Source organism: Actinacidiphila bryophytorum, assembly GCF_016916835.1.
GTDB lineage: Bacteria > Actinomycetota > Actinomycetes > Streptomycetales > Streptomycetaceae > Actinacidiphila > Actinacidiphila bryophytorum.
In genome coordinates, this window is record NZ_JAFFIX010000022.1 from 104,028 (window position 1) to 126,641 (window position 22,614).

Consider the following 22,614-nt stretch of genomic DNA (forward strand, 5'->3'; position numbering starts at 1 on the left):
TTTACGCGGTCGGCCGAGCGGGGCCGGTAGGCCGCGCGGGCGTTACATCGGGCGCCGGACCTGGCAGTGCTTCGGCGAGGACTTCGGCGAGGTGGCGGGCCGTCGTGCCGTCGGCGAGCTGGGCGATCTGCGTGCGGCAGGAGAATCCGTCGGCCAGCACCGCCGCGCCGGGCGCTGCCGCGCGCAGCGCCGGGAGCAGCGCCTCCTCCGCGCAGGCTGCCGACACCTCGTAGTGGCCCGCCTCGAAGCCGAAGTTGCCGGCCAGCCCGCAGCAGCCGCCGGTCAGCTCGCCGGTCAGGCCCGCGCGTTCGCGCAGCCGGCGGTCGGCGGCGTCGCCGAGCACCGCGTGCTGGTGGCAGTGCGTCTGGCCGACTGCCTTACGGTCCAGGCGCGGCGGCTGCCAGCCGGGCGCGTACTCCTCCAGCGCCTCGGCGAAGGTCCGCACGGAAGCGGCCAGCCGCGCGGCCCGCGGGTCACGGGTGCCGATGAGTTCGGGCAGGTCGGAGCGCAGGGCGGCGGCGCAGCTCGGTTCGAGCACGACCATCGGCAGGCCCGCGTCGAGGGCCGGCGCCAGCCGGTCCAGGGTGCGCCGCATCACGGTGCGGGCGCGGTCGAGTTGGCCGGTGGACACCCAGGTCAGACCGCAGCAGACGGCGGCGGGCGGGACGGTGACGTGCAGTCCTGCGGCCCGCAGCACCCGCACCGCGGCCTTGCCGACCTCGGGCGAGAGGTGGTCGGTGAAGGTGTCGGGCCACAGCACGACCGTGCGGGCGCCGCTTGCAGGGCCGCCTGACGGCCCGTCGGCCGGGCCGGGCGCCGGGCCGCCCGCCGCCTCCGGCCGTCCCTCGTTCGTGTCGCCGGTATGCCACCATCGAGTGAATGTCTCGGGCGCCAGTTCGGGCATGTCGCGCTCTTCCGCGACCCCGGCGATACGTTTCAGCAGCCATGCGGTTGACCGTAGCCTGCCAAGGAAATTGACCGGCCGGGCGAATCGGGCGGCGATTTTCAGCCACACCGGAATCCAGCCCATCGCGTAGTGGGAACGCGGCCGCAGCCGCCCCCGATAGTGCTGGTGGAGGAATTCCGCCTTGTACGTCGCCATGTCCACCTCCACCGGGCAGTCCGACCTGCACCCCTTGCAGGACAGGCACAGATCCAGTGCCCCCTTGACCTCCTGGGACCTCCAGCCGTCCGTGACGACCTCTCCCGCCAGCATCTCGTGCAGCAGTCTGGCCCGGCCGCGGGTGGAGTGCCGCTCCTCGCCGGTGACCCGGAAGGACGGGCACATGACATCGGACCCGCCGGTTTTCACGGCCGCGGAGGAGCGACATTTGGCCACTCCGACGCACCGTCGGACGGCGGCAACGAAATCACCGCCATCACCCGGATAGGTGAATTCCACATCGACGGCTCGCGAGCCGGAAGCCGGCAGCGCCGCGAAGCGGAGGTTGCTATCAATGGAGTCGGGACGAACAAGCGTTCCCGGGTTCATCCCGCCGTCCGGGTCCCAGAGATCCTTGAAATCTGAAAAGAGTGCGATCACCTCCGGGCCGTACATCTTCGGCAGCAGTTCGGCGCGCGCCCGCCCGTCGCCGTGCTCGCCGGAGAGCGAGCCGCCGTGCGACACCACCAGGTCGGCGGCGGCCTCGGAGAAGCGGCGGAAGCGTGCGACGCCGGCCGGACCGACCAGGTCGAAGTCGATCCGGACATGCACACACCCGTCGCCGAAGTGGCCGTAGGGCGCCCCGCGCAGCCCGTGGTCGGCCATCAGTGCCCGGAAGTCCCGCAGGTAGGCGCCCAGCCGGGCGGGGGGAACGGCGCAGTCTTCCCAACCCGGCCATGCCTCGGTGCCGTCGGGCATGCGGGTGGCGGTTCCGGCGGCGTCCTCCCGGATCCGCCACAGGGCGCGCTGCCGCGCGGGGTCGGCGACGACGGCGTGACCGGTCACGCCGTCGGCCGCCCGGCAGACCTCCCGCGCGAGCGCCTGGGCCTGCGCGGGGGAGTCGCCGCCGGTCTCCACGAAGAGCCAGGCGCCGCCGCGCGGCAGTTCGCGGGCCGCGGCCTCGCCCACCAGGTCGGCGGCCATCCCCTCGACCGTCAGCGGACGCAACGGCAGCAGCAGGTGGGCGGCCTGCGCCGCCGCGCTCTCATCGGCGTAGCCGAGCACCGCGAGCGCCCGCGCGGCCGGCGCGGGCACCAGCGCCACGGTCGCCTCGGTGAGCACCCCGAGCGTCCCTTCGCTGCCGGTGAAGGCGCGCACCACGTCCCTGCCGTGCTCGGGCAGCAGCCGGTCGAGGGCGTATCCGGAGATGCGGCGCGGCAGTTGCGGGAAACCGGTGCGCAGCAGCGCCAGATTGCCGTCCGCCAGCCGGGCGATCCCCTCCCGCAGCCGGCCGGGCAGGGCGCAGTCCCGCTCGGCGCCCGCCAGCCGCACGGCCTCGCCCCGGTAGGTCAGGACGTCGAGCGCGCGCACGTTGTCGGCGGTGGTGCCCCAGGCCACCGAATGCGAGCCGCACGCGTTGTTGCCGATCATGCCGCCCAGGGTGCAGCGGCTGTGCGTGGAGGGGTCGGGGCCGAAGGTCAGGCCGTGCGCGGCGGCGGCCCGCCGCAGGTCGTCGAGCACCAGGCCGGGCTGGACCCGGGCGGTCCGCGCCGCCGGGTCGATCTCCAGCAGCCGGTTCATGTGCCGGGTGAAGTCCAGCACCACGCCGGTGCCGATGGCCTGCCCGGCGATCGACGTCCCGCCGCCGCGGGCCGTCACCGGCACACCGTGTTCCCGGCACACCGCGAGTGCGGCTGCCACGTCCGCCGCGTCCGCCGGCGCCACCACTCCCCTGGGCACCCTGCGGTAGTTGGACGCGTCCATCGTCACCAGCGCCCGCGCGCCCGCGCCCCACTCCACCTCCCCGCGCACGACCGCGCGCAGCGACTGCTCCACCTCGTCGACCCGGCCACCCGTCATACCCCTCACCTTGCACGACCCGCCCCCGTGCCCGCCGCCGCCCGGCGCGTCCGGTCGAAAGCCGCGCCGACAGGCCGTCTCACCGGATGGAACGCCCGCGGAAACCGCCCCGTAACGGGCTACGCTGCGCTCGTGGCCGATATCCAGATTCCCGCTGACATCAAGCCCGCCGACGGTCGATTCGGGTCGGGTCCCTCCAAGGTCCGGACGCAGGCGCTCGACGCGCTGGCCGCCACCGGGACGTCCCTGCTCGGCACCTCCCACCGGCAGGCGCCGGTCAAGAACCTGGTGGGGCAGGTGCGTGACGGCGTCAAGCAGCTCTTCTCGCTGCCCGACGGCTACGAGGTGGTCCTCGGCAACGGCGGGTCCACCGCCTTCTGGGACGTCGCCACCCACGGCCTGATCGGCACCAAGTCGCAGCACCTGTCGTTCGGTGAGTTCTCGTCCAAGTTCGCGAAGGCCGCGCAGCAGGCCCCGTGGCTGGACGACCCGACGATCGTCAAGTCCGAGCCCGGCACCCACCCCGAGCCGGTCGCGGAAGCCGGCGTGGACGTCTACGCCCTGACGCACAATGAGACCTCGACCGGTGTCGCCGCCCCGATCCGCCGGGTCGCCGGCGCCGACGCGGGCGCCCTGGTCGTCGTGGACGCCACCTCGGGCGCCGGCGGCCTGCCCGTCGACATCGCCGAGACCGACGTCTACTACTTCGCGCCGCAGAAGTCCTTCGCGGCCGACGGCGGCCTGTGGATCGCCGTGTTCTCGCCCGCTGCCCTGGAGCGCGCCGCCACGATCGCCGCGTCCGGCAGGCACATCCCGGCGTTCTTCGACCTGCCGACGGCGATCGACAACTCGCAGAAGAACCAGACGTACAACACGCCCGCGCTGGCCACGCTCTTCCTGCTCAAGGAGCAGCTGGAGTGGATCAACGGGCAGGGCGGCCTGAGCTGGGCGACCGAGCGCACCGCCGACTCGTCGTCGCGGCTGTACGGCTGGGCGGAGAAGGCCTCGTACGCTACGCCGTTCGTGACGGACCCCTCGCAGCGCTCCCAGGTCGTCGGCACCATCGACTTCGAGGACGGCATCGACGCCACCGCGGTGGCCAAGGCTCTGCGGGCCAACGGCATCGTGGACACCGAGCCCTACCGCAAGCTGGGCCGCAACCAGCTGCGGGTGGCGATGTTCCCGGCCGTCGAGCCGTCGGACGTCGAGGCGCTGACCGCCTGCATCGACTACGTCATCGGTCAGCTCTGACCCGTTGACGCCGGCAGGGCGCCGCCGCCGGGTTCATGCCCGGCGGCGGCGCATCGCCCGGCGCAGGCCAAGGCCCAGCGCCCCCGCGAGGGCCAGCACCCCGAAGCCCAGCACCCTGTCGCCGCCGAGGCCGCTGCTGTTTCCGCCGCTGCCGGTGCCGCCCGTCGAGGACTCCTGAGCGGCGGTTCCCCTGCTGCCCTGCGTGCTGCCCGCGCCCTTGGCGGCGTCGGAAGGGGCCGTCGGCACACTGTCGGGCAGTTCGTCCGCGGACAGCGGCGCCCGCCACACCTGGCTGTTGCGGCCCTCGCTGCTGTACATCAGCGCCCTGCCGTCGGGCGTGAAGGTCACCCCCTCGCCCTGCGGCTGCATGGGGACGCCGAGGTCGGTGAGCTTGTGCGGGAGGCCGCCGCTCCAGCGGTACTCGGCCGCCCAGAAGTAGCCGCGCAGCACCAGCCGGCTGCCGTCGGGCGAGAAGGCCCCGTCGGTCACCCAGGGCACGTCGGCGATCTTGCGGAAGACGTTGACGCCGTGCGCGCTGAGCTTGGCGGGGCCGCGGTAGAGGCCGCCGCCGTCCTCGTTCTTGCTGGCGATGTAGACCCGGCCGGTCTGCGGCTGCACCATCAGCGCTTCGGCATTGCGCGGGCCCGCGGCGTAGCGGACGGTGAAGCGGGTGGCGTCGACGGTCTGGTCGCGCAGCTTCGCGGGCTCGTGGAAGCGGTAGATCCACACCTCGGACCAGGCACCGCCGAGGTTGTCGCCGATGTCGCCGACGTAGAGGTCGCCGTCAGGGCCGATCGAGACGGCCTCCACGTCCCGCGGGTGGATGCCGCGCATCGTCACCCGCGCCACGGTCTTGCCGGTGGCCGAGTCGACCGCGTAGACGTACGGGCCGTCGTCGCTGTCGTTGTGCGTCCAGTAGATCCCCGGGTGCAGGTGGCTGGCCGCGAGGCCGCTGGACTCGGTGATGCGGGGGTCGGTGATGGTGAAGGCGGTGGACGGCCCGGAGTCCGCGGCGGCGGGCACCGCGAAGGCGCAGGCCAGGACGAGGGCGGCGCAGGCCGCGGCCGTCGGGGTGTACGCGCGCATGAACCCCAGTGTCCCTGGTCGGCGGGCGGTCGGGGATGATGCCCGGCATGCGTTACCTCTTCGTCGGCGACTCGATGACCGTTGGCGCCGCCGGCGACTACACCTGGCGCTACCGCATGTGGCAGCACCTGTGCGGGCTGGGCGAGCCCTTCTCCGTGGTCGGCCCGCGGGACGGGCTGTACGACCGGGCCGCGGACGCGGCGGTCTCCGCCGACTACGCCGACCCGGCCTTCCCCCCGCGCGCCAGACGCCATCTGGCGGGCTGGGGCGAGGGCTGGCTGCACCTGGCGCCGGTAATCGGCGACGTGGTCCGCGAGCACCGGCCTGACGTGCTGCTGATATCGCTCGGCCTGATCGACCTCGGCTTCTACACCGACGCCGGGCAGACCGCGGCCAATGTGGAGCACTTCATCACCGCGGCCCGCGGTGCGGCGCCCCGCGTGCGGATGGTGCTGCTGCCGGTCATCCCCAACACCCGCGCCGACCTCGACCCGGGCTTCGCCGACCAGTGCGCCGAGCTGAACACGCTGCTGGCCAAGGCGGTCGCCGACCTGGACACGCCCGCCTCGCCGCTGCTGCTGGCGTCCCGGCCGCAGGACTACGACATCCTGCTCGACACCTACGACGGCACGCATCCCAACGCGTCGGGCGAGCACAAGCTGGCCGCGGCCTTCGCCGACGCGATGTACCAGGCCTGGGGCCTCGGGGCGCCCTACGCCGAGTCCTGACCAGTCCTGACGCGCCCTGCCCGGCCCGGGTCTAGACGGTGGGGCGGGCCATCACGATGCGGGTGATGTCGACGCGGGACTTCGCGCCGAGTTTGCGGTAGGCGCGGGTCAGGGCGGCCTCGACGGTCTTGACGCTGAGCACCATGCCCGCGGCGATCTCGCGGTTGGTGGCGCCCTGGGCGACGCGGGCGACGACGCTGCGCTCGGTGGAGGTCAGCTGCTCGGACCAGGCGCCGGTCTCGTCGGGCAGCGGGGCACGGCAGGCGTCGGCGCCGTCGCGTTCCGCCCGGACGACCGCGATCCAGGCCCTGGCGCCGGCCTTGGTGAAGATCCGCAGGCTCTCGGCGAAGGCGGCCCGCGAGGCGTTCTCGTCGCCGAGGCGGCGCAGGACCCGGCCCAGGGCCAGGGCGGTGCGGGCCTCCTCAAGCGGGTAGCCGGCGGCGCGGAAGCGGGCCTCGGCGTCCTGCAGCACGGCGGCCGCGGGGCGCAGGTCGCCGCGGGCCTCGCTGACTGGTACATCCAGCGCAGCGGCTGCCGGTCGCCGTTGATGTTGATCAGCTCGCCCATGGTGTAGTCCGGGGTGTCCACCGGGTTGTCGGCGTAGAACTCGACCATGGTGCCGAAGATGTCGCCGGCGTGGGCCGCCAGCGCCTTCTGCGCGAGGTCGGCGACGCGGCCGCGGACCGCGGGCGACGGGTCGGTGGTGAACGGGGCGGCGCTGAACGCGGCCTGGCCGGCGGGCAGCGCGCGGGCCTGCGCTGCGGGCGCCGCGGCGGCCGCAGCGGGGAGGCCTAACGCGGCGGCGGACACACAGGCCAGTGCCGCCGTCGTGAGCGTCACGACTCTTCGTATGCACATGGGACGCGGGGTTTTTCACCTCCTGCATGGGGGGACACCGCTGCGGTGCAGGGGGCGGTGCGGGGCAGCGGGCGCGTACGGCCGCACCGCCGCGGATCTCGCGGCGGGGCGACCTGCGCCGACGCATGAGTGTGCGGAACCGCCCGCGCGGCCCGGCAGGCACTGGGCCGACGGGTAGGGGTTTCCCTATGTGCCGAGCCCGCCCGAGGCCCCCGAGCCCGCCCCCGGAGGGAACCGCTCCGCCGACCTCGGAAGGTGTGCGCGGGTGCCGCAATGGCCCCTTGATTCGAGCGCACTCCAAGGGATTGGCTTGAGGCCATGGAGTACACACAGCTCGGACGCACGGGTCTCAAGGTCAGCCGTCTGGTGCTCGGCACCATGAACTTCGGTCCGGTGACCGACGAGGGGGACAGCCACGCGATCATGGACGCGGCGCTCGCCGCCGGGGTCAACTTCTTCGACACTGCCAACGTCTACGGCTGGGGTGAGAACAAGGGCCGCACCGAGGAGATCGTCGGGAGCTGGTTCGCCAAGGGCGGCGGCCGGCGCGACAGGACCGTGCTGGCCACGAAGGTCTACGGCAACATGGCCCCCGACGGGGAGACCTGGCCCAACCACGACAAGCTCTCGGCGCTGAACATCCGGCGGGCGGTGGAGGGCAGCCTCAAGCGGCTGGGCACCGACTACATCGACCTCTACCAGTTCCACCACGTCGACCGCTCCACGCCGTGGGACGAGATCTGGCAGGCCATCGACGTCCTGGTCACCCAGGGCAAGATCCTCTACGCCGGGTCGAGCAACTTCGCCGGCTGGCACATCGCGCAGGCCAACGAGGCCGCGCGGCGCCGCGGTTCGCTCGGCCTGACGTCGGAGCAGTGCCTGTACAACCTGGTGGAGCGGCGGGCCGAGATGGAGGTCGTCCCGGCGGCGGAGGCGTACGGCCTCGGGGTGATCCCCTGGTCGCCGCTGAACGGCGGGCTGCTGGGCGGTGTGCTGCGCAAGCAGCGCGAGGGCGGCGCGGGCCGCTCGGCCGGCGGGCGGGCGGCGGACGCGCTGGCGGACCCGGTGCTGCGCGGCAAGATCGAGGCCTACGAGGACCTGTGCGACAAGCACGGCCTGGAGCCGGGCGACGTCGGCCTCGCGTGGCTGCTGACCCGCCCCGCGGTGACCGGGCCGATCGTCGGGCCGCGCACCGCGGGACAGCTGGACTCCGCGCTGCGGGCGGTGGAGCTGGAGCTGTCGGCGGACTTCCTGGCCTCGCTCGAGGAGATCTTCCCCGGCACCGGCCCCTCCCCCGAGGCCTTCGCCTGGTAGCGGTTCCGCCGGAGCTTGCGGCCGGCCGTACGGGTGGCGCCGCCGCGGGTCAGTGGACCGCGGCGGCGACGACCACCACCACGAGCATCAGGACGAAGGCGGCGGTCATCACACGGGTACGGGTCTTGGGGTCCACCCTCCGAGGTTAACCGGCCGTACCGGGTGCCTTGTGCCCGGGCGGCCGGGCGTCCCCGGCACCGGAAGCACCCGAAGAACCGGAAGCACCGGAAGCACCGGAAGCGCCGGAAGCACCGGCGGCCCCCTCCCCGTCGGGACCGCCGAGCGGCCACGTGCCGACCGCCGTGTACACCGGCTGCTCGCCGGGAACGCCGGAGCGCGGCAGTGCGCTGGAGACCAGGCTGAGGGTGTCCGCCCGCCACCATGTGCCGCGGTGGTCGGTGAGGGCCGCGGCGAAGGGGCGCAGGTCGACCGGCACGCCCTTCGAGGTGCGGGCCAGCGTCAGGTGCGGCCGGAAGCCGTGCTGCTCGTCGCCGGGCGCCCCGGCCTTGCGCGCCGCCGCTCGTACGGTGTCGGCCAGCCGGGACAGCGCCCGCAGGTCGCCCTCCGCGCCGGTCCACAGCGCCCGGTCGCCGAAGCGCCCGCCGCCTGCGGTACGCAGTTCGCACGGGGCATGGCGGTGGGCGGCGCGGGCGAGCCGCTCGTCGAGGGCGGGGCGTACGTCGTCGGGCACCTCGCCGAGGAAGGCCAGCGTGTAGTGCCAGCCCGCGGGCGCCGTCCAGCGCAGCTGCCGGGCGCCGGGCAGGAACTGCAGCGGCTCCAGGGCGGCGGCCAGGCCCTCGACCGCGGCGGGCGGCGGCAGCAGGGCCGCGAAGAGCCTCATGCGGCGGGCGTCAGCCGCGGAGCCGACCCGCCCGCGCTGCCCGCGGCCTCGCCGTCCCCCGCCGGGTCGCCCTCGGAGGCGGCACCGGAAGCACCCGCACCCCCCTCGCGCGGCACGAAGGACACCAGTGCCCGTCCGCTGCCGCGCCGAAGGTCCAGGCGGGGCCGCAGGCCCGCCGCCCTGGCCAGGACCAGGCCCACCGCGACGGCCGCGGCGGCGGAGATCAGGCCGCCGGACAGGAAGCCGACCCGGGCGCCGTAGGTGTCGGTGACCCAGCCCATGACGGGGCCGCCGACGGGGGTGCCGCCGACGAAGACCATCATGTACAGGCTCATCACCCGGCCGCGCATGACCGGCTCCGTGGCCAGCTGCACGGTGGCGTTCGCCGTGGTGTTGAAGGTCAGGCCGAAGATGCCGATCGGCACCAGCAGCGCCGCGAAGAGCCAGAAGGCGGGCGCCAGCGACGCGGCGCCCTCCAGCAGGCCGAAGACGGCGGCCGCGGCCACCAGCATCCGCAGCCGGGTGCGGCTGCGCCGGGCGGCCAGCAGCGCGCCGAGCAGGGAGCCCGCGGCCATCAGGGTGTTGAGCAGGCCGTAGGTTCCGGCGCCGCTGTCGAAGACCTTGTTGGCGAAGGCGGACAGCCAGATCGGGAAGTTGAAGCCGAAGGTGCCGATGAAGCCGACCAGCACGATCGGCCAGATCAGTTCGGGCTTGCCCGCGACGTAGCGCAGTCCCTCGCGCAGCTGGCCCTTGGCGCGCGGCGCCCGCTCGATGGTGTGGAGTTCGGCGGTGCGCATCAGCAGCAGGCCGGTGAGCGGGGCGATGAAGGACAGGCCGTTGATCAGGAAGGCCCAGCCGCTGCCCACCGCGGTGATCAGCACACCGGCGACGGCCGGGCCGACCAGGCGGGCTGCCTGGAAGTTGGCGGCGTTGAGCGAGACGGCGTTGCGCATCACGGCGGGGCCGACCATCTCGACGACGAAGGTCTGCCGGGTGGGGTTGTCCACGACGGTGACCATGCCGAGCAGGAAGGCGATGGTGTAGACGTGCCAGACCTGGACGACGCCGCCCAGGGTGAGCCCGGCGAGCAGCAGCCCGAGCAGGCCGAGCGCGGCCTGGGTGCACAGCAGGATCTGCCGCTTGGGGTAGCGGTCGGCGATGACTCCGCCGTAGAGGCCGAAGAGCAGCATCGGCAGGAACTGCAGCGCGGTGGTGATGCCCACCGCGAAGGAGGAGCCGGTGATGCTGAGCACCAGCCAGTCCTGGGCGATCCGCGACATCCAGGTGCCGGTGTTGGACACGACGGCGCCGGTGGCGAAAAGCCGGTAGTTGCGGATGCGCAGGGCGCTGAAGGTGCCCGTCTTGTCCGCGGGACGGTCAGGTTCGGTTGCGGTGTCTTGTCCGGCTGCCGAACTCAATCGGTACTCGCCTCCCCCTCTTCGGGTACTTCCGGTCCGGTCACAGGTGAGCGAGCTTCTCGAGGACGGGGGCGGCCTGCCGCATGACGGCCAGCTCCTCGGGGGTGAGGCCCTCGGCGAGCGCGGCCAGCCAGGCGTTCCGCTTGGCGCGGCTCTCCTCCAGCATCGCGGCGGCCTGCTCGGTGCGGGTCACCACGACCTGGCGGCGGTCGTCGGGGTGCGGCTCCCGGCGGACCAGCCCCTTGGACTCCAGCATCGCCACGATGCGGGTCATCGACGGCGGTTGCACGTGCTCCTTGCGGGCCAGCTCCCCCGGGGTGGCGGAGCCGCAGCGGGCGAGGGTGCCGAGCACCGACATCTCGGTCGGGCTGAGCGTCTCGTCGACGCGCTGGTGGCGCAGCCGGCGGGAGAGCCGCATCACCGCGCCTCGCAGCTCGTTGACTGCGGCACGGTCGGCCTCGGACAGTTCGGTCACGGTGTTTAGCCTAGCTCATTAGTTAACCTAAGTACACTCCGCACGCAACACCCGCCCACGCCGGGCGCCCCCGTCCCACCCGTACCGCCGCACATCCCCCGTCCCTGCCACCGGGGTGCGTTCAAATCGCCAGGTGGCCACATCTCACCCGAACGGGTGAGATCGCAGGCGAAAGCGGCGCACATCGCCGCTTCCTCCCGCGACCGTGGGCTCATGGCATCGAGAGTGCTCAGCCTGCGCATAGACGCAGACCTGTGGGACCGGATCCGCGAGCATGCCGCCAAGCGCGGGATGTCCGCCCAGGACTACGTCGTCACGGCGCTGGTCCGTGACGACTTCGACGAGCGTTTCAAGGCCGCGGTCGAGGAGACCGACCGCTTCTACGGCCTCCAGGCCGCCCGGCCGCCCTACAGCAGCCCGAGCGCCGGCATCAGGTAGTAGAAGGCGAAGACGGCGGAGACCGCGTACAGCGCGACCGGGACCTCCTTGCCGCGCCCCGCCACGAGACGGAGCACGCAGAAGCTGAGGAAGCCGATGCCGATGCCGTTGGTGATGGAGTACGTGAACGGCATCAGCACCATCGTCAGGAAGGCCGGGATGGCGATGGTGAAGTCGCTCCAGTCGATCTCCCTGATCGACCCGGCCAGGATCAGGAAGCCCACCGCGACCAGCGCGGGGGTGGCGGCCTGCGCCGGGACCATGGTGGCCAGCGGGGTGAGGAACAGCGCGAGCACGAACATCAGCCCGGTGACGACGCTGGCGAGCCCGGTCCTCGCGCCCTCGCCGACGCCGGCGGTGGACTCCACGAAGCAGGTGTTCGCCGACGACGAGGTGGCGCCGCCGACCGCGGTGGCGACACCGTCGATCATCAGCACCTTGTTCATGCCGGGCAGGTCGCCCTTGGCGTCCAGCAGCCCGGCCTCGTCGCTGACGCCGAGGATGGTGCCCATCGCGTCGAAGAAGCACGACAGCAGCACCGTGAAGACGAACAGCACCCCGGTGAGCACGCCGACCTGCTGGAAGCCGCCGAAGAGGCTGACCTTGCCGATGAGGCCGAAGTCGGGGGTGGCGACCGGGTTGCCCGGCCACTTGGGCACGGTCAGGCCCCAGCCGGCGGCCGGGATGTCGGCGACGGCGTCCACGATCACCGCGAGCACGGTCATGGCGACGATCGAGATCAGGATGGCGCCGGCGACCTTGCGGATGATCAGCGACAGGGTGAGCAGCGTGCCCAGGATGAAGATCAGCACCGGCCAGCCGGTGAGGTGACCGCCGGTGCCGAGCTGGAGCGGCACCGTGGTGTGGGCGGCGTCCGGGATGCGGGAGACGAAGCCGGAGTCGACCAGGCCGATCAGCAGGATGAAGAGTCCGATGCCGATCGCGATGCCCTTGCGCAGGCCCAGCGGCACCGCGCTCATGACCCGCTCGCGCAGCCCGGTGGCGACCATGAGCATGATCGCGATACCGGCCAGCACGACCATGCCCATCGCGTCGGGCCAGCTCATCTTCGGGGCGAGCTGGAGGGCCACCACCGTGTTGACGCCGAGGCCCGCGGCCAGCGCGATGGGGACGTTGCCGATGACGCCCATCAGCAGGGTGGTGAAGGCGGCGGTGATCACCGTGGCGGTGACGAGCTGGCCACCGCCCAGGTGGTGGCCGAACTTGTCGACCGCGGAGCCCAGGATGATCGGGTTCAGCACGATGATGTAGGCCATCGCGAAGAAGGTGGCCAGGCCGCCGCGGATCTCCCGCGGGATCGAGGAGCCGCGCTCGGAGATGCGGAAGTAGCGGTCCAGCGCGTTGTGCGGAGGGCGGCCTGCGGGCCGACCCGTGTCGACCGGAGCGGGGGCCGAGGTGGGCATGTGATTCCTCAAGGGGGGCGGGGATCTCGCCCGACCTGGGCGATCATACGAATGTTTTCAGTCAGCGGTGACCGGTTTCAGTATGAATAACCAACTGGACAAAAGCCATCTCCGCGCGTAGACCCTGCGGGGCACCGGGAGAACGCGGTCCTGACGGGCCTCTGCCCGGCCTGTCGGACCCGCCGCATACGATGGGCGCCATGAGCAAGCAGCGGAGTCCACTGCGCGAGGCCCCCGAGCCGCTGGAGGCCGACGACGTCGCGACCGTCACGGTCGGCACCGTCGTCTGGTTCGCGCTCTTCGTCGTGCAGCTCCCCTTCTACGGCTGGTACAGCGACCACGGGCACACGTGGTTCATCTGGACCTGCGCGGCCGGCGGCGTTCTGGGCCTGGTCGGCCTGAAGTACGTACGCGCCCGCCGTGACGCCATCGCCCGGGCGCGGGCGGCCGGCGAACTCACGCAGTAGCCCGCGCGGGACGCGCAGAACGGGTGGAAGCCGCCCGTGCCACGTACCGTCGATCCATGACGGAACGCACGGGGACGGGCACCGGCATCGGCACGCAGGCGGGGGCGGCCGCACGGCACCCCGGGCTCAGCAGCGCGGAGGTGGCGCAGCGCATCGCGGCCGGCCAGGTCAACGACGTCCCCGTGCGCTCGTCCCGCTCCACCGCCGAGATCGTCAGGGCCAACGTCTTCACCCGCTTCAACGCGATCATCGGGGTGCTCTTCCTGATCATCCTGGTGGTGGGTCCTGTCCAGGACGGGCTCTTCGGCTTCGTCATCGTCGCCAACACCGCGATCGGCATCGTCCAGGAGCTGCGCGCCAAGCGGACCCTGGACAGCCTCGCGGTGATCGGCGAGGCGAAGCCCGGGGTGCGCAGGGACGGGGTGACCAGCGAGGTGTCCACCTCGCAGATCGTGCTGGGCGACCTGATCGAGCTGGGACCCGGCGACAAGGTGGTCGTGGACGGCGTCGTCGACGAGGCCGACAGCCTGGAGATCGACGAGTCGCTGCTGACCGGCGAGGCCGACCCGGTGGTCAAGCACCCCGGCGACCCGGTGATGTCCGGGAGTTTCGTGGTGGCGGGCGGCGGCGCCTTCACCGCCACCAAGGTGGGCCGTGAGGCCTACGCGGCCCAGCTCGCCGACGAGGCGTCCCGCTTCACGCTGGTCAATTCGGAGCTGCGCAACGGCATCAGCCAGATCCTCAAGTACGTCACCTGGATGATGGTGCCGACCGCGGTGGGGCTGATCATCAGCCAGTTCACGGTGGAGAGCCACGACACGCGCGAGGCGGTGCGCCGCACGGTCGGCGGCATCGTGCCGATGGTGCCGGAAGGCCTGGTACTGCTGACCTCCGTGGCCTTCGCGATCGGGGTGATCCGGCTGGGCCGCAAGCAGTGCCTGGTGCAGGAGCTGCCCGCGATCGAGGGCCTGGCCCGGGTCGACGTCGTCTGCCTGGACAAGACCGGCACCCTCACCGAGGGCGGTATGGACGTCACCGCGCTGCAGGTGCTGGACGGCGGCGACGAGGCGTACGCGGCCCGCGCCCTGGCCGCGTTCGGCGGCGCGGACCCGCGGCCCAACGCCAGCCTGCAGGCCGTCGTCGACGCCTACCCGCCGCAGGCGGCGGCCGGCTGGCAGGTCACCGCGACGCTGCCGTTCAGCTCGGCCCGCAAGTACAGCGGCGCGGCCTTCACCGAGCCGGACGGCACGGAGAGCACCTGGCTGCTGGGGGCGCCCGACGTCCTGCTGCCGGCCGGGCACAGCGCGCTCGGCGACATCGACCGGCTCAACGACGAGGGCCTGCGGGTGCTGCTGCTGGCCCGCGCGCAGCGCCCGCTGGACGACCCGCAGGTCGCCGCCTCCGTGCTGCCGCTGGCCCTGGTGGTGCTCGAACAGCGGCTGCGGCCCGACGCGGGCGACACCCTGCGCTACTTCGCCGAGCAGGACGTGCACGCCAAGGTCATCTCGGGCGACAACGCGGTGTCGGTCGGCGCGGTCGCGGGCAAACTGGGGCTCCCGGGCGCGGAGGAGCCGGTCGACGCACGGCAGCTGCCGCCCGAGCGGGACGCGATGGCCGCGGTGCTGGAGCGGGGCGCGGTCTTCGGCCGGGTCACCCCGCAGCAGAAGCGCGACATGGTGGGCGCGCTGCAGTCCCGCGGGCACAACGTGGCGATGACCGGCGACGGCGTCAACGACGTCCTGGCGCTCAAGGACGCGGACATCGGTGTGTCGATGGGCTCGGGCTCCGAGGCGACGCGTGCGGTCGCACAGATCGTGCTGCTGGACAACAGCTTCGCGACGCTGCCCTCGGTGGTGGCCGAGGGCCGCCGGGTGATCGGCAACATCACCCGGGTCGCGACGCTCTTCCTCACCAAGACCGTCTACTCGGTGCTGCTCGCGGTCCTGGTGGTGTGCACGCAGGTGCCCTACCCCTTCCTGCCGCGCCACCTGACGCTGCTGTCCACGCTGACCATCGGGGTGCCGGCCTTCTTCCTGGCGCTGGCGCCCAACAAGGAGCGTGCCCGCCCGCACTTCGTCCGCCGCGTCATGCGGTACGCCACCCCCGCCGGCGTCATCTGCGGGTCGGCGGCCTTCGCGACGTACCTGATGGCCCGGCAGCACTACACCGGGCCGGGCGAGCTGGACGCGGAGACCAGCGCGGCGACGCTGACGCTGTTCCTGATGGAGGTGTGGGTGCTGGCGATCGTCGCCCGCCCCTACACCTGGTGGCGCATCGCGCTGGTGCTGTCCATGGGGGTGGGCTTCGTGATCGTGCTGGTCACCCCGTGGCTGCAGCGCTTCTTCGCGCTGAGGCTGGTGGGCGACGAGGTGCCCTGGTCAGCGGTCGGGATCGCGGCGGTCGGCGCGGTGGCGCTGGAGTTCTCCTGGGCGTGGGTAAGGCGCAGGGAAAACCGCTCGGCCTAGCCATGGCGCGGCAATACCGAGCCGCGGTCATGCCGAGCCGTGGCACCACCCCGGCCGTGGCAATACCGAGCCGCGGCAATACCGAGCCGCGGCAATACCGAGCCGCGGCAATACCCAGCCTCAGTCGAACCAGCGGTCCCGCGCCAGCTCCTCCGTGCGTGACGGGTCCTCGATCAGCGCGGCCAGTTCGAAGCGGCGCTCCCAGTGGCCCGCGGCCCAGGCAAGGCCCGCGGCGACGCCCTCGACGGTGGCGGCGTGCAGCGTGCCGTCCGCGTAGCGCCAGTCGACCTCGACGCCACCGGTGAGCAGCAGCTCCTCGTGCTCGACGTACGAGCGGGGTGCGCCAGGCAGCAGGTCGTGCACGGCGGGCAGCACCTCGTGCGGCTCGCCCTGCGAGGTCACGGCGGCGTCCACGGCCTCGCTGAGCCGGCGCACCTGGAACAGCTCGGCCAGGTCCGCGGCAAGGCGCGGCGGAACGGGCAGCAGGGCGAGCCCGCCGGCCAGCGGCAGCAGGTCGGGGGCGTCGGCGACCAGGGCGTCCGCGGCGTCCACCACGGCGGTCTCGCCGTCCACCACGGCCCGCAGCTCGTCGGGCAGGGTGACCTGGTCGGGGTCCAGCTCGGCCAGGGCCGCGTAGAGGCGGTGCAGCTGGGCGGGGGCGACCTGGCGCCCTGGGTCGGCGAGCCGGCCGAGCAGTTCCGCGGCGCCGCCCGGCTCGGCCAGCAGCGCGGCCACGGTGGTGCGTACGCCGAGCGCCCGCAGCACCTGCTCGTCCACGCCGGTGCCGGTCTCGGCCTCGTCGTAGAGCCCGGCCAGGAGCCGGTCGCCGCCGGCCGTGCGCAGGCCCACCGGGTGGCGGCCGTCGAGGACGGGGTGGTCGCGCAGCCACCAGGCGGCGTAGGGGCGTACGGACTCGGTGGTGCCGTCGGGGAGCAGCACCCGGACGGGGGCGGTCACCGCGTCGCGCAGCGGCGGCCGGGACAGCAGCGCGAGGGCCTGCGGCCATGCGTCGTCGTCGACCAGGTCCAGGTCGCGGACACCGGTGATCTCGGTGGCGACCGGCGGCACGTCGGTCTCCGGCAGCTGGTCCAGGACGTCCTCGCACCACACGTCCACGGCGTCGAGCAGGCCGACGTCGTCGGGCTCGGCCCAGTCGCTGTCGCGCGGTTCGAGGTCGTCGGGGTCGAGGACGACGTCGGCGGCGCGGACCAGGGCGAAGGTCGCGAGCACCCCGACGGCGGTCAGCGGCTGCTCGCCCCAGCGCTCTGCCAGGTCGGCGTCCACGGTGCCGAGTTCGCCGTCGCGCAGTACGGCCTCCAGGGGGCTGCCGGGCAGCACGAGTTCGCCTGCGGGGGCGAGTTCGCCGTCCTCGTCGGGCAGGGCGAGCGCGGCCAGCCACGGTTCGTCGCCGGGGGCCAGGCCCGCGGCGCGGGCCAGCGTCAGCACGGTCTCGGCGAGTTCGTCGGCGTCCAGGCCGCTCTCGTCCTGGTCCCAGGCGGTGTCCTCGTCCAGCGAGGCGGCGACCGCGGCCCGCACCTGCGGGGTGGTCAGCACCGCCCGGGGCGTGGCGGGGGCGGCGCCGAGCTTCTCCAGCAGCGGGTGGGCGGCGTCCGGGTGGGCGACCCGCAGCCCGAGCCTGGCCAGCAGCTCCGGGTCCACTGCGGCGGAGTCGTCGCCCGGCACGGGCAGCAGCACCTGGCGCGGGCCGACCACCGTGCGGCCGTCGGCGAGCGGTACGGGCAGGCCGCTGAGGACGTCGGCGTCAGTGCCGGCGAGGGCGTCGTAGAGCCGCCACCACCAGGCGGCGGGGCGCTCGGTGCCGGACAGCCGGTCCACGGCGTCGGCGAGCGAGAGCCGGCCGACGCCCAGCTGGCGCAGGGCGGGGCGGCGTTCCAGCGCGGACGGCACCAGGGTCGGCAGCACCTCGGCCAGGACGCGCACCGCCTCGGCGGTGGCGCCCTCGACGACCTCGGCCTCGACGGGCCGCAGCGCGTCGCCCTCGCCGGCGAGCGGGCCGCCGCCGTCCCAGCCGTCGAGGTCGGCGGCGGGCGCGGCGGCCTGCGCCGGGACCTCGGCGGCGCGCGGCAGGAAGGGGGTGCGGGGCAGCTGCGCCAGGATGCGGCGGCGCAGCTCGGCGTCCAGCTCGCCCTTGCCGAGCGGCCCCGGCACCAGGTCGACCACCCCGGTGGAGGTGGGGCGCCACCCGGCGAGCAGCCGCACATATGTGTCGGCGGCGCGGGCGACCAGGAAGTCGGTGAGCGGCCCGGGCGCCGCGTGCCTGCGGGTCGGGTCGAGCGGCAGCGAGGCCAGCAGCAGCGCGGGCAGGCCGAGCGCTTCGTCGGTGGGCGTCGGGGCGTGCACGACGCCCGCGGTGCGGGGTGCGGCCGGTGAGCCGTCGGCGGCGACGGGCACCGCCCAGGTCACCGACCACACCGGGCGCAGGCGCTCCTCGACGGGGCGGTCGGCCAGCAGCTTTGCGGTCAGGTCGCCGCCGTCGGATGCGACCCGCCAGCGGGTGGCGGCGTCGGCGGTGGAGTCCTCGACCAGGACGTCGCCGTCCTCGGCCTGCCGGCGGGTGAGCGTCCTGATGCCCGCGGGGGTCTCCACGACGACCTCGGACAGGCCCGGCAGGGCCAGCAGCAGGGCGTCGTCCACGGCGGCCAGCAGCCGCCCGGCCAGGTCCTCGGCCGCGCCGTCGCGCAGCGGCAGGACGACGACGGTGTCGTACGTGTCGGGCGCGCTGCCCTCCGCGGGCAGCGGCAGCCGCAGCAGCGGGACGTGGCCGTCCCTGCGGCGCAGCTCGCCGTCCAGGCCCGGCACCTGTGCGGCCATCTCGCGCGCCTCGTTCAGCGACCAGCGCACACCGCCGCTGCGGCCCACCACGGCGGGCTCGTCGCTGACCGCGAGGACGGCGGCGAAGCCGACGCCGAAGCGGCCGACGGCGGCGGGTCCCTCGTCGCGTTTGGCGGAGGCGCGCAGGGTGGACAGCGACTCGACGGCGGGCGCGTCCAGGGGGGCGCCGGTGTTGGCGGCGGCGAGCAGCGCGGGGGCGTCGGCGGTGGCCTCGTGGTAGGTCAGCCGCAGCCGCCCGGGGACGCCGGCGCGGGTGGCGGCGTCGGCGGCGTTCTGGGCCAGCTCGATGATCAGCCGGTCGCGGTGGCCGCCGAGGGCGAGGTCCTCCTCGGCGTTGGCGTCCTCGCGGAAGCGGGCGGCCGACGCGGCCCAGGCGGTCAGAACCGCCCGGCGCAGGTCCGCGGTACGGAAGGGGTCGGGGTGGCCTTCCGGGGGCGTCCGGTTTACGCCTGCGCGCGTCACGTGCGGTCCTTCGCTCGCCGGGTCGGCCCTACGGGCCTGTGCACGGTGACGGTACCGCCATTCGGCGTGCCCTTCATCCCGCGCCCACACCCGCGGCCCCCGACCCGCACCGTCCAGGCCACCGCCCCCGGCCAGACCCCACGCCCAGCCCACCACAAGCCGCCCAGAACCCCCCGGAAGCCACGACTGCCCGGCCCCGGCACCCGACAGCCGCCAGGTTCCGGCGGGTCCTCCGCCGCCACCCGACAGCCGCAAACCACCAGGTACCTGCGGGTCACCCGCGGCCTCACCCGCCGGGAAGCCACCACCGCCCCGCCTCGCGACTGGCGCGCGGCAGCCGGCGCCGTCAGCTGCCGGCCGGGTCCCCGGACGGCTCGCCCGCGCCCGCGGGCTCCGCGCCGCCCTGCGCCGCCGGGCCGCCCGGCCCGCCGTCCGGCTCGGCGGAGCCGTCCTGCTCGGCCTTGTGCAGCGCCAGCGGGTCGGTGTCGTGGAGTTCGTCGAGGACCATCGGGGCGGGCTGCGGAGGGCGGGGCATGACCGCGGCCTCGGAGTGGCCGCCGCAGCCGTAGCCGAGGGAGACCAGCCGGCCGTCGGCCGGCGAGAACTCGTTGGCGCACAGGCCGAACGCCTGGCTGAGGGAGCCGGCGATCGGCACCAGGAAGCCGCAGCTGACGCAGTTGGCGGGCGCGGCCTGCGCCATCGCCGTCTTGGGGCCGAACTGCTCGTCCCAGCGGTCGGCGGCGGCGTGCAGGCCGTACCGGGACAGCACCCGGGGGCGCCCCATGCCGAGCTGTCCGGCGATCGAGCCGATCGTGGCGACGGACGGCACGACCATGTCGGCGTCCTCCTCGACCTCGGAGCCGGGCTCGCCGGCCGGCGGCTCGTCGTCTCCGGTCCAGCCCGGCTCCAGGCGCAGGTCGTCCGCCTCGGTCGGCAGCAGGTCGCCGGGGCCCATGTCGCCGGGCCGCAGCCGCTCGCTCCAGGGCACCCACTCGGGTGCGAGGACCGCGTCGGATCCCGGCAGCAGCACCGTTTCGTCGATGGTCACGACCTTGGCGCGGGACGCCCTGGTCAGCGTGGTGGCCCAGCGCCACCCGCGGTAGGCGGGCTCGGTGCAGGCGAAGAAGTGGGTGACGACCCGGTCGCCCTCCGCGGCGACCCCAAGGTGCTCCCCCACGGACTGCGGCCCCGCCGCCTCCAGCGTGACCGCCCTGGCCACGTCGACGGCCTCGGCGCACAGGCGGTCAGGGGTACGGCTTCGCATCGCTGCACTCACAGAAATCGTTTCTCTCTCTACGCCGTCTCACGTGTGCGCCCGTGGGCGGAAGGACCCGACGCGGAGAGCTGCAGCGGAGCGGACCTGCGGACCGCTTCGACGCCTACCTGCCCTGCCTCATCCGGTCCTGCCCGAGCGTCCTCGGGCGCACCTGTTGCCACCCATTCTGCGTGATCGCACGGTACCTGTGCGCACCACGCCAGCAAAGGAGGGGGTGAGCCGACTTCCGTTTGGGGCAGGATTGCGTCATGGCAAGAACCACGACCACGACCCGGGGGCCCGCGCGCAGAGTCGGGCATGCCCTGGCCCGCGGCGTGGGGGCTCCGGCCGGTGCGCTGGGCCGGCGTATCCGGCGTACGACACATGCGGGAGGCGCGGGCGAGTCGGGTCTGGCCAAGCTGATCGAGCTGCACGCGGTGAATTCCGCGGGCGACATGATGATCACGGTCGCGCTCGCGAGCACGGTCTTCTTCTCGGTGCCCAGCGGCGAGGCCCGCGGCCGGGTGGCGCTGTATCTGCTGGTGACGATGGCGCCCTTCGCGCTGCTCGCGCCGGTGATCGGCCCGCTGCTCGACCGGTTGCAGCACGGCCGCAGGGCCGCGATGGCGATGGCGATGATGGCCAGGGCCGTGCTCGCCTGGACGATGGCCGGGGTGATCTCGACCGCGGGGCTCGGCCTGTATCCGGCGGCGCTGGGCGTGCTGGTGGCCTCGAAGGCGTACGGCGTGGTGCGCAGCGCGGTGGTGCCGCGGCTCTTGCCGGGGCGTACGACGCTGGTGAAGGCCAATTCCCGGGTCACCCTGTCGGGTCTGCTGGCCACCGCCGTGGCCGCGCCGGTCGGTGCGGGGCTGAACGTGATCGGGCCGCAGTGGCCGCTCTACGGGGCTTTCGTGGTCTTCATCTGCGGCGCCCTGCTGTCGCTTTCGCTGCCGGGCAAGGTCGACTCGGCCCGCGGTGAGCAGCGGGTGCGGCTGTCGGCCGACGAGGAGGCGCCGCCGGAGCCGTCGGGTATCCCGGGGCGCAAGCCCGGCCTGCTGGGCGTCGGCTCGTCGGTGCTGCACGCCTTGCAGGGCAACGGCGGGCTGCGGTCGCTGTCCGGCTTCCTGACGATGTTCCTGGCCTTCATGATGCGCGAGCACCCGCTGGGCGGGCTGACCCCTGCCATGTCGCTGGGCGTGGTGGGTGTCGCGGCGGGCGTAGGAAACGCGTTCGGCACCGCACTCGGCGCGTGGCTCAAGGCGCGCGGCCCCGAGGTGATCATCGCGACGGTGCTGGTGTGCGCGCTGAGCGCGGCGACGATAGCGGCCGGCTGGTACAGCCTGGTCACGGTGGCGACGCTGACCGCGGTGGCCGGTATCTCGCAGGCGCTGGCGAAGCTGTCGCTCGACGCGCTGATCCAGCGCGACGTGCCGGAGATGGTGCGGACCTCTGCCTTCGCGCGCTCCGAGACCGCGCTCCAGCTGTCGTGGGTGGTCGGCGGCGGCCTCGGCATACTGCTGCCGCTGAACGGCCCGCTGGGCATGGCTTGCGCGGCGGGGCTGGTGCTCGTGGCCTTCCTGCTGTCCGTACGCGGTCTGCTGGGCGCGGCCCGGCGCGGCAGTACGGCCAGGGCGCGCGTGGCGTGAACACGCGGCCTGAACGCGTGCCCTGAGCGCCTGACGCAAGCACGGGCACAGGCGCGCGACCCGGGCGGGAGGCGTAACCCGTACGGGTCTGCGGCCGTTCGCCGGTGCGGGCGGCCCCACCTGGGGACACGCGCACCCCCGCGCGGACTGGGGGCGACCGCCCGGTAGCCTCCTGCCATGAGCATTCGCCGCGCTGCCACCACCATCGGTGCCCTCTCCCTCGGGCTTGTCGTCCTGACCGCCTGCGACAAGCCGACCGCCATGGCGACCGTGACCGTGGGCAGCAAGTCCGTACAGGCGGAAGCCATGGACAAGTGCTACGACGGCGGCAAGAAGCTGCCGCAGCCGGTCTTCATCGCCTGCCTGCAGGGCACCCCCAAGCACCACATCACCGTCGCCGTCGGCGACAAGGTGCGGATCGGCGTGGACCCGTCGATCGCGAAGAAGGGCTGGCTCATCGCCGCGGGCACCACCCTGGTGACGCCGGAGCCGCTCAAGGACAAGACCTACTGGTCGGTGGACAGCGAGAGCCTGTTCAACTCCCAGGACCAGCAGACCGGCGGGACGACCACCGCCAAGCAGGTGACGCTGAACATCGTGGAGTCCGCGGACACCTCGGGCGAGGCCTCCTTCCGCGTCATCCAGTTCAACCTGATCAGGGGGCAGTAGCC

The 22,614-nt window shown here is 73.6% G+C and carries 17 protein-coding genes; 8 read left to right on the plus strand and 9 right to left on the minus strand.

Annotated elements, in window-relative coordinates; all coding sequences use genetic code 11:
• Position 1 precedes the first annotated feature (1 nt).
• A complete protein-coding gene (locus JT723_RS26730) occupies positions 2–2,962 on the minus strand; it encodes an FAD-binding and (Fe-S)-binding domain-containing protein (protein WP_205047357.1) in 2,961 nt (986 codons plus the stop codon).
• A gap of 132 nt (positions 2,963–3,094) precedes the next feature.
• Here JT723_RS26730 and serC point away from each other — a divergent pair, with 132 nt between their 5' ends.
• Positions 3,095–4,213, plus strand: a complete 1,119-nt coding sequence (gene serC / locus JT723_RS26735) for a phosphoserine transaminase (protein ID WP_205047358.1) — start codon at positions 3,095–3,097, stop codon at positions 4,211–4,213.
• Positions 4,214–4,246: 33 nt separating this feature from the next.
• On the opposite strand, the gene JT723_RS26740 is transcribed toward serC, so the two are convergent.
• Positions 4,247–5,299 (minus strand): PD40 domain-containing protein, encoded by a 1,053-nt coding sequence (locus JT723_RS26740; RefSeq protein WP_205047359.1) that lies wholly within the window; start codon positions 5,297–5,299, stop codon positions 4,247–4,249.
• 47 nt (positions 5,300–5,346) lie between these two features.
• Here JT723_RS26740 and JT723_RS26745 point away from each other — a divergent pair, with 47 nt between their 5' ends.
• Positions 5,347–6,027, plus strand: a complete 681-nt coding sequence (locus JT723_RS26745) for a GDSL-type esterase/lipase family protein (protein ID WP_205047360.1) — start codon at positions 5,347–5,349, stop codon at positions 6,025–6,027.
• 31 nt (positions 6,028–6,058) lie between these two features.
• Here JT723_RS26745 and JT723_RS26750 read toward each other — a convergent pair whose 3' ends face one another.
• Entirely contained in the window at positions 6,059–6,499 is a 441-nt protein-coding gene (locus JT723_RS26750; protein WP_251512991.1) for a helix-turn-helix domain-containing protein, read from the minus strand.
• A gap of 704 nt (positions 6,500–7,203) precedes the next feature.
• On the opposite strand from JT723_RS26750, the gene JT723_RS26755 reads away from it, so the two are divergent.
• Positions 7,204–8,199, plus strand: a complete 996-nt coding sequence (locus JT723_RS26755; RefSeq protein ID WP_205047361.1) for an aldo/keto reductase — start codon at positions 7,204–7,206, stop codon at positions 8,197–8,199.
• A 145-nt stretch (positions 8,200–8,344) separates the two neighbouring features.
• Here JT723_RS26755 and thpR read toward each other — a convergent pair whose 3' ends face one another.
• From thpR to JT723_RS26770, 3 genes are read right to left on the minus strand one after another with little or no spacing between them, the layout of a single operon-like run.
• A complete protein-coding gene (gene thpR, locus JT723_RS26760) occupies positions 8,345–9,040 on the minus strand; it encodes an RNA 2',3'-cyclic phosphodiesterase (protein ID WP_205047362.1) in 696 nt (231 codons plus the stop codon).
• Positions 9,037–10,458: an MFS transporter gene (locus JT723_RS26765; RefSeq protein ID WP_205047363.1), complete on the minus strand. Its 1,422-nt coding sequence runs from the start codon at positions 10,456–10,458 to the stop codon at positions 9,037–9,039. Before JT723_RS26765 ends, thpR begins: the two co-directional genes overlap by 4 nt.
• A 40-nt stretch (positions 10,459–10,498) precedes the next feature.
• Complete coding sequence (locus tag JT723_RS26770) at positions 10,499–10,876, minus strand: MarR family winged helix-turn-helix transcriptional regulator (protein ID WP_205047396.1); 378 nt, start codon at positions 10,874–10,876, stop codon at positions 10,499–10,501.
• Positions 10,877–11,146: 270 nt separating this feature from the next.
• Here JT723_RS26770 and JT723_RS26775 point away from each other — a divergent pair, with 270 nt between their 5' ends.
• Complete coding sequence (locus tag JT723_RS26775; RefSeq protein WP_205047364.1) at positions 11,147–11,371, plus strand: ribbon-helix-helix protein, CopG family; 225 nt, start codon at positions 11,147–11,149, stop codon at positions 11,369–11,371.
• Here JT723_RS26775 and JT723_RS26780 read toward each other — a convergent pair.
• A complete protein-coding gene (locus JT723_RS26780) occupies positions 11,341–12,795 on the minus strand; it encodes an NCS2 family permease (protein WP_205047365.1) in 1,455 nt (484 codons plus the stop codon). The genes JT723_RS26775 and JT723_RS26780 overlap by 31 nt on opposite strands.
• A gap of 200 nt (positions 12,796–12,995) precedes the next feature.
• Between JT723_RS26780 and JT723_RS26785 the strand changes: the two genes are divergently transcribed.
• Positions 12,996–13,262: a DUF2530 domain-containing protein gene (locus JT723_RS26785; RefSeq protein WP_205047366.1), complete on the plus strand. Its 267-nt coding sequence runs from the start codon at positions 12,996–12,998 to the stop codon at positions 13,260–13,262.
• Positions 13,263–13,318: 56 nt separating this feature from the next.
• Positions 13,319–15,727, plus strand: coding sequence for an HAD-IC family P-type ATPase (locus JT723_RS26790; protein WP_205047367.1), 2,409 nt, complete (start codon positions 13,319–13,321; stop codon positions 15,725–15,727).
• A gap of 120 nt (positions 15,728–15,847) precedes the next feature.
• Here the strand turns inward: JT723_RS26790 and JT723_RS26795 are convergent, their stop codons facing one another.
• Together JT723_RS26795 and JT723_RS26800 are read right to left on the minus strand one after the other, a co-directional pair.
• Positions 15,848–19,042 carry a sacsin N-terminal ATP-binding-like domain-containing protein gene (locus JT723_RS26795; RefSeq protein ID WP_205047368.1) on the minus strand — a complete coding sequence of 1,065 codons (3,195 nt, stop codon included), beginning with the start codon at positions 19,040–19,042 and terminating at the stop codon, positions 15,848–15,850.
• Between the two features lie 346 nt (positions 19,043–19,388).
• On the minus strand, positions 19,389–20,306 hold the full coding sequence (locus JT723_RS26800) for a DUF3027 domain-containing protein (RefSeq protein ID WP_205047369.1): 918 nt from the start codon (positions 20,304–20,306) through the stop codon (positions 19,389–19,391).
• A gap of 260 nt (positions 20,307–20,566) precedes the next feature.
• Between JT723_RS26800 and JT723_RS26805 the strand changes: the two genes are divergently transcribed.
• Positions 20,567–21,943, plus strand: a complete 1,377-nt coding sequence (locus JT723_RS26805; RefSeq protein WP_205047370.1) for an MFS transporter — start codon at positions 20,567–20,569, stop codon at positions 21,941–21,943.
• A 177-nt stretch (positions 21,944–22,120) separates the two neighbouring features.
• Positions 22,121–22,612: a hypothetical protein gene (locus JT723_RS26810; RefSeq protein WP_205047371.1), complete on the plus strand. Its 492-nt coding sequence runs from the start codon at positions 22,121–22,123 to the stop codon at positions 22,610–22,612.
• Positions 22,613–22,614 lie beyond the last annotated feature (2 nt).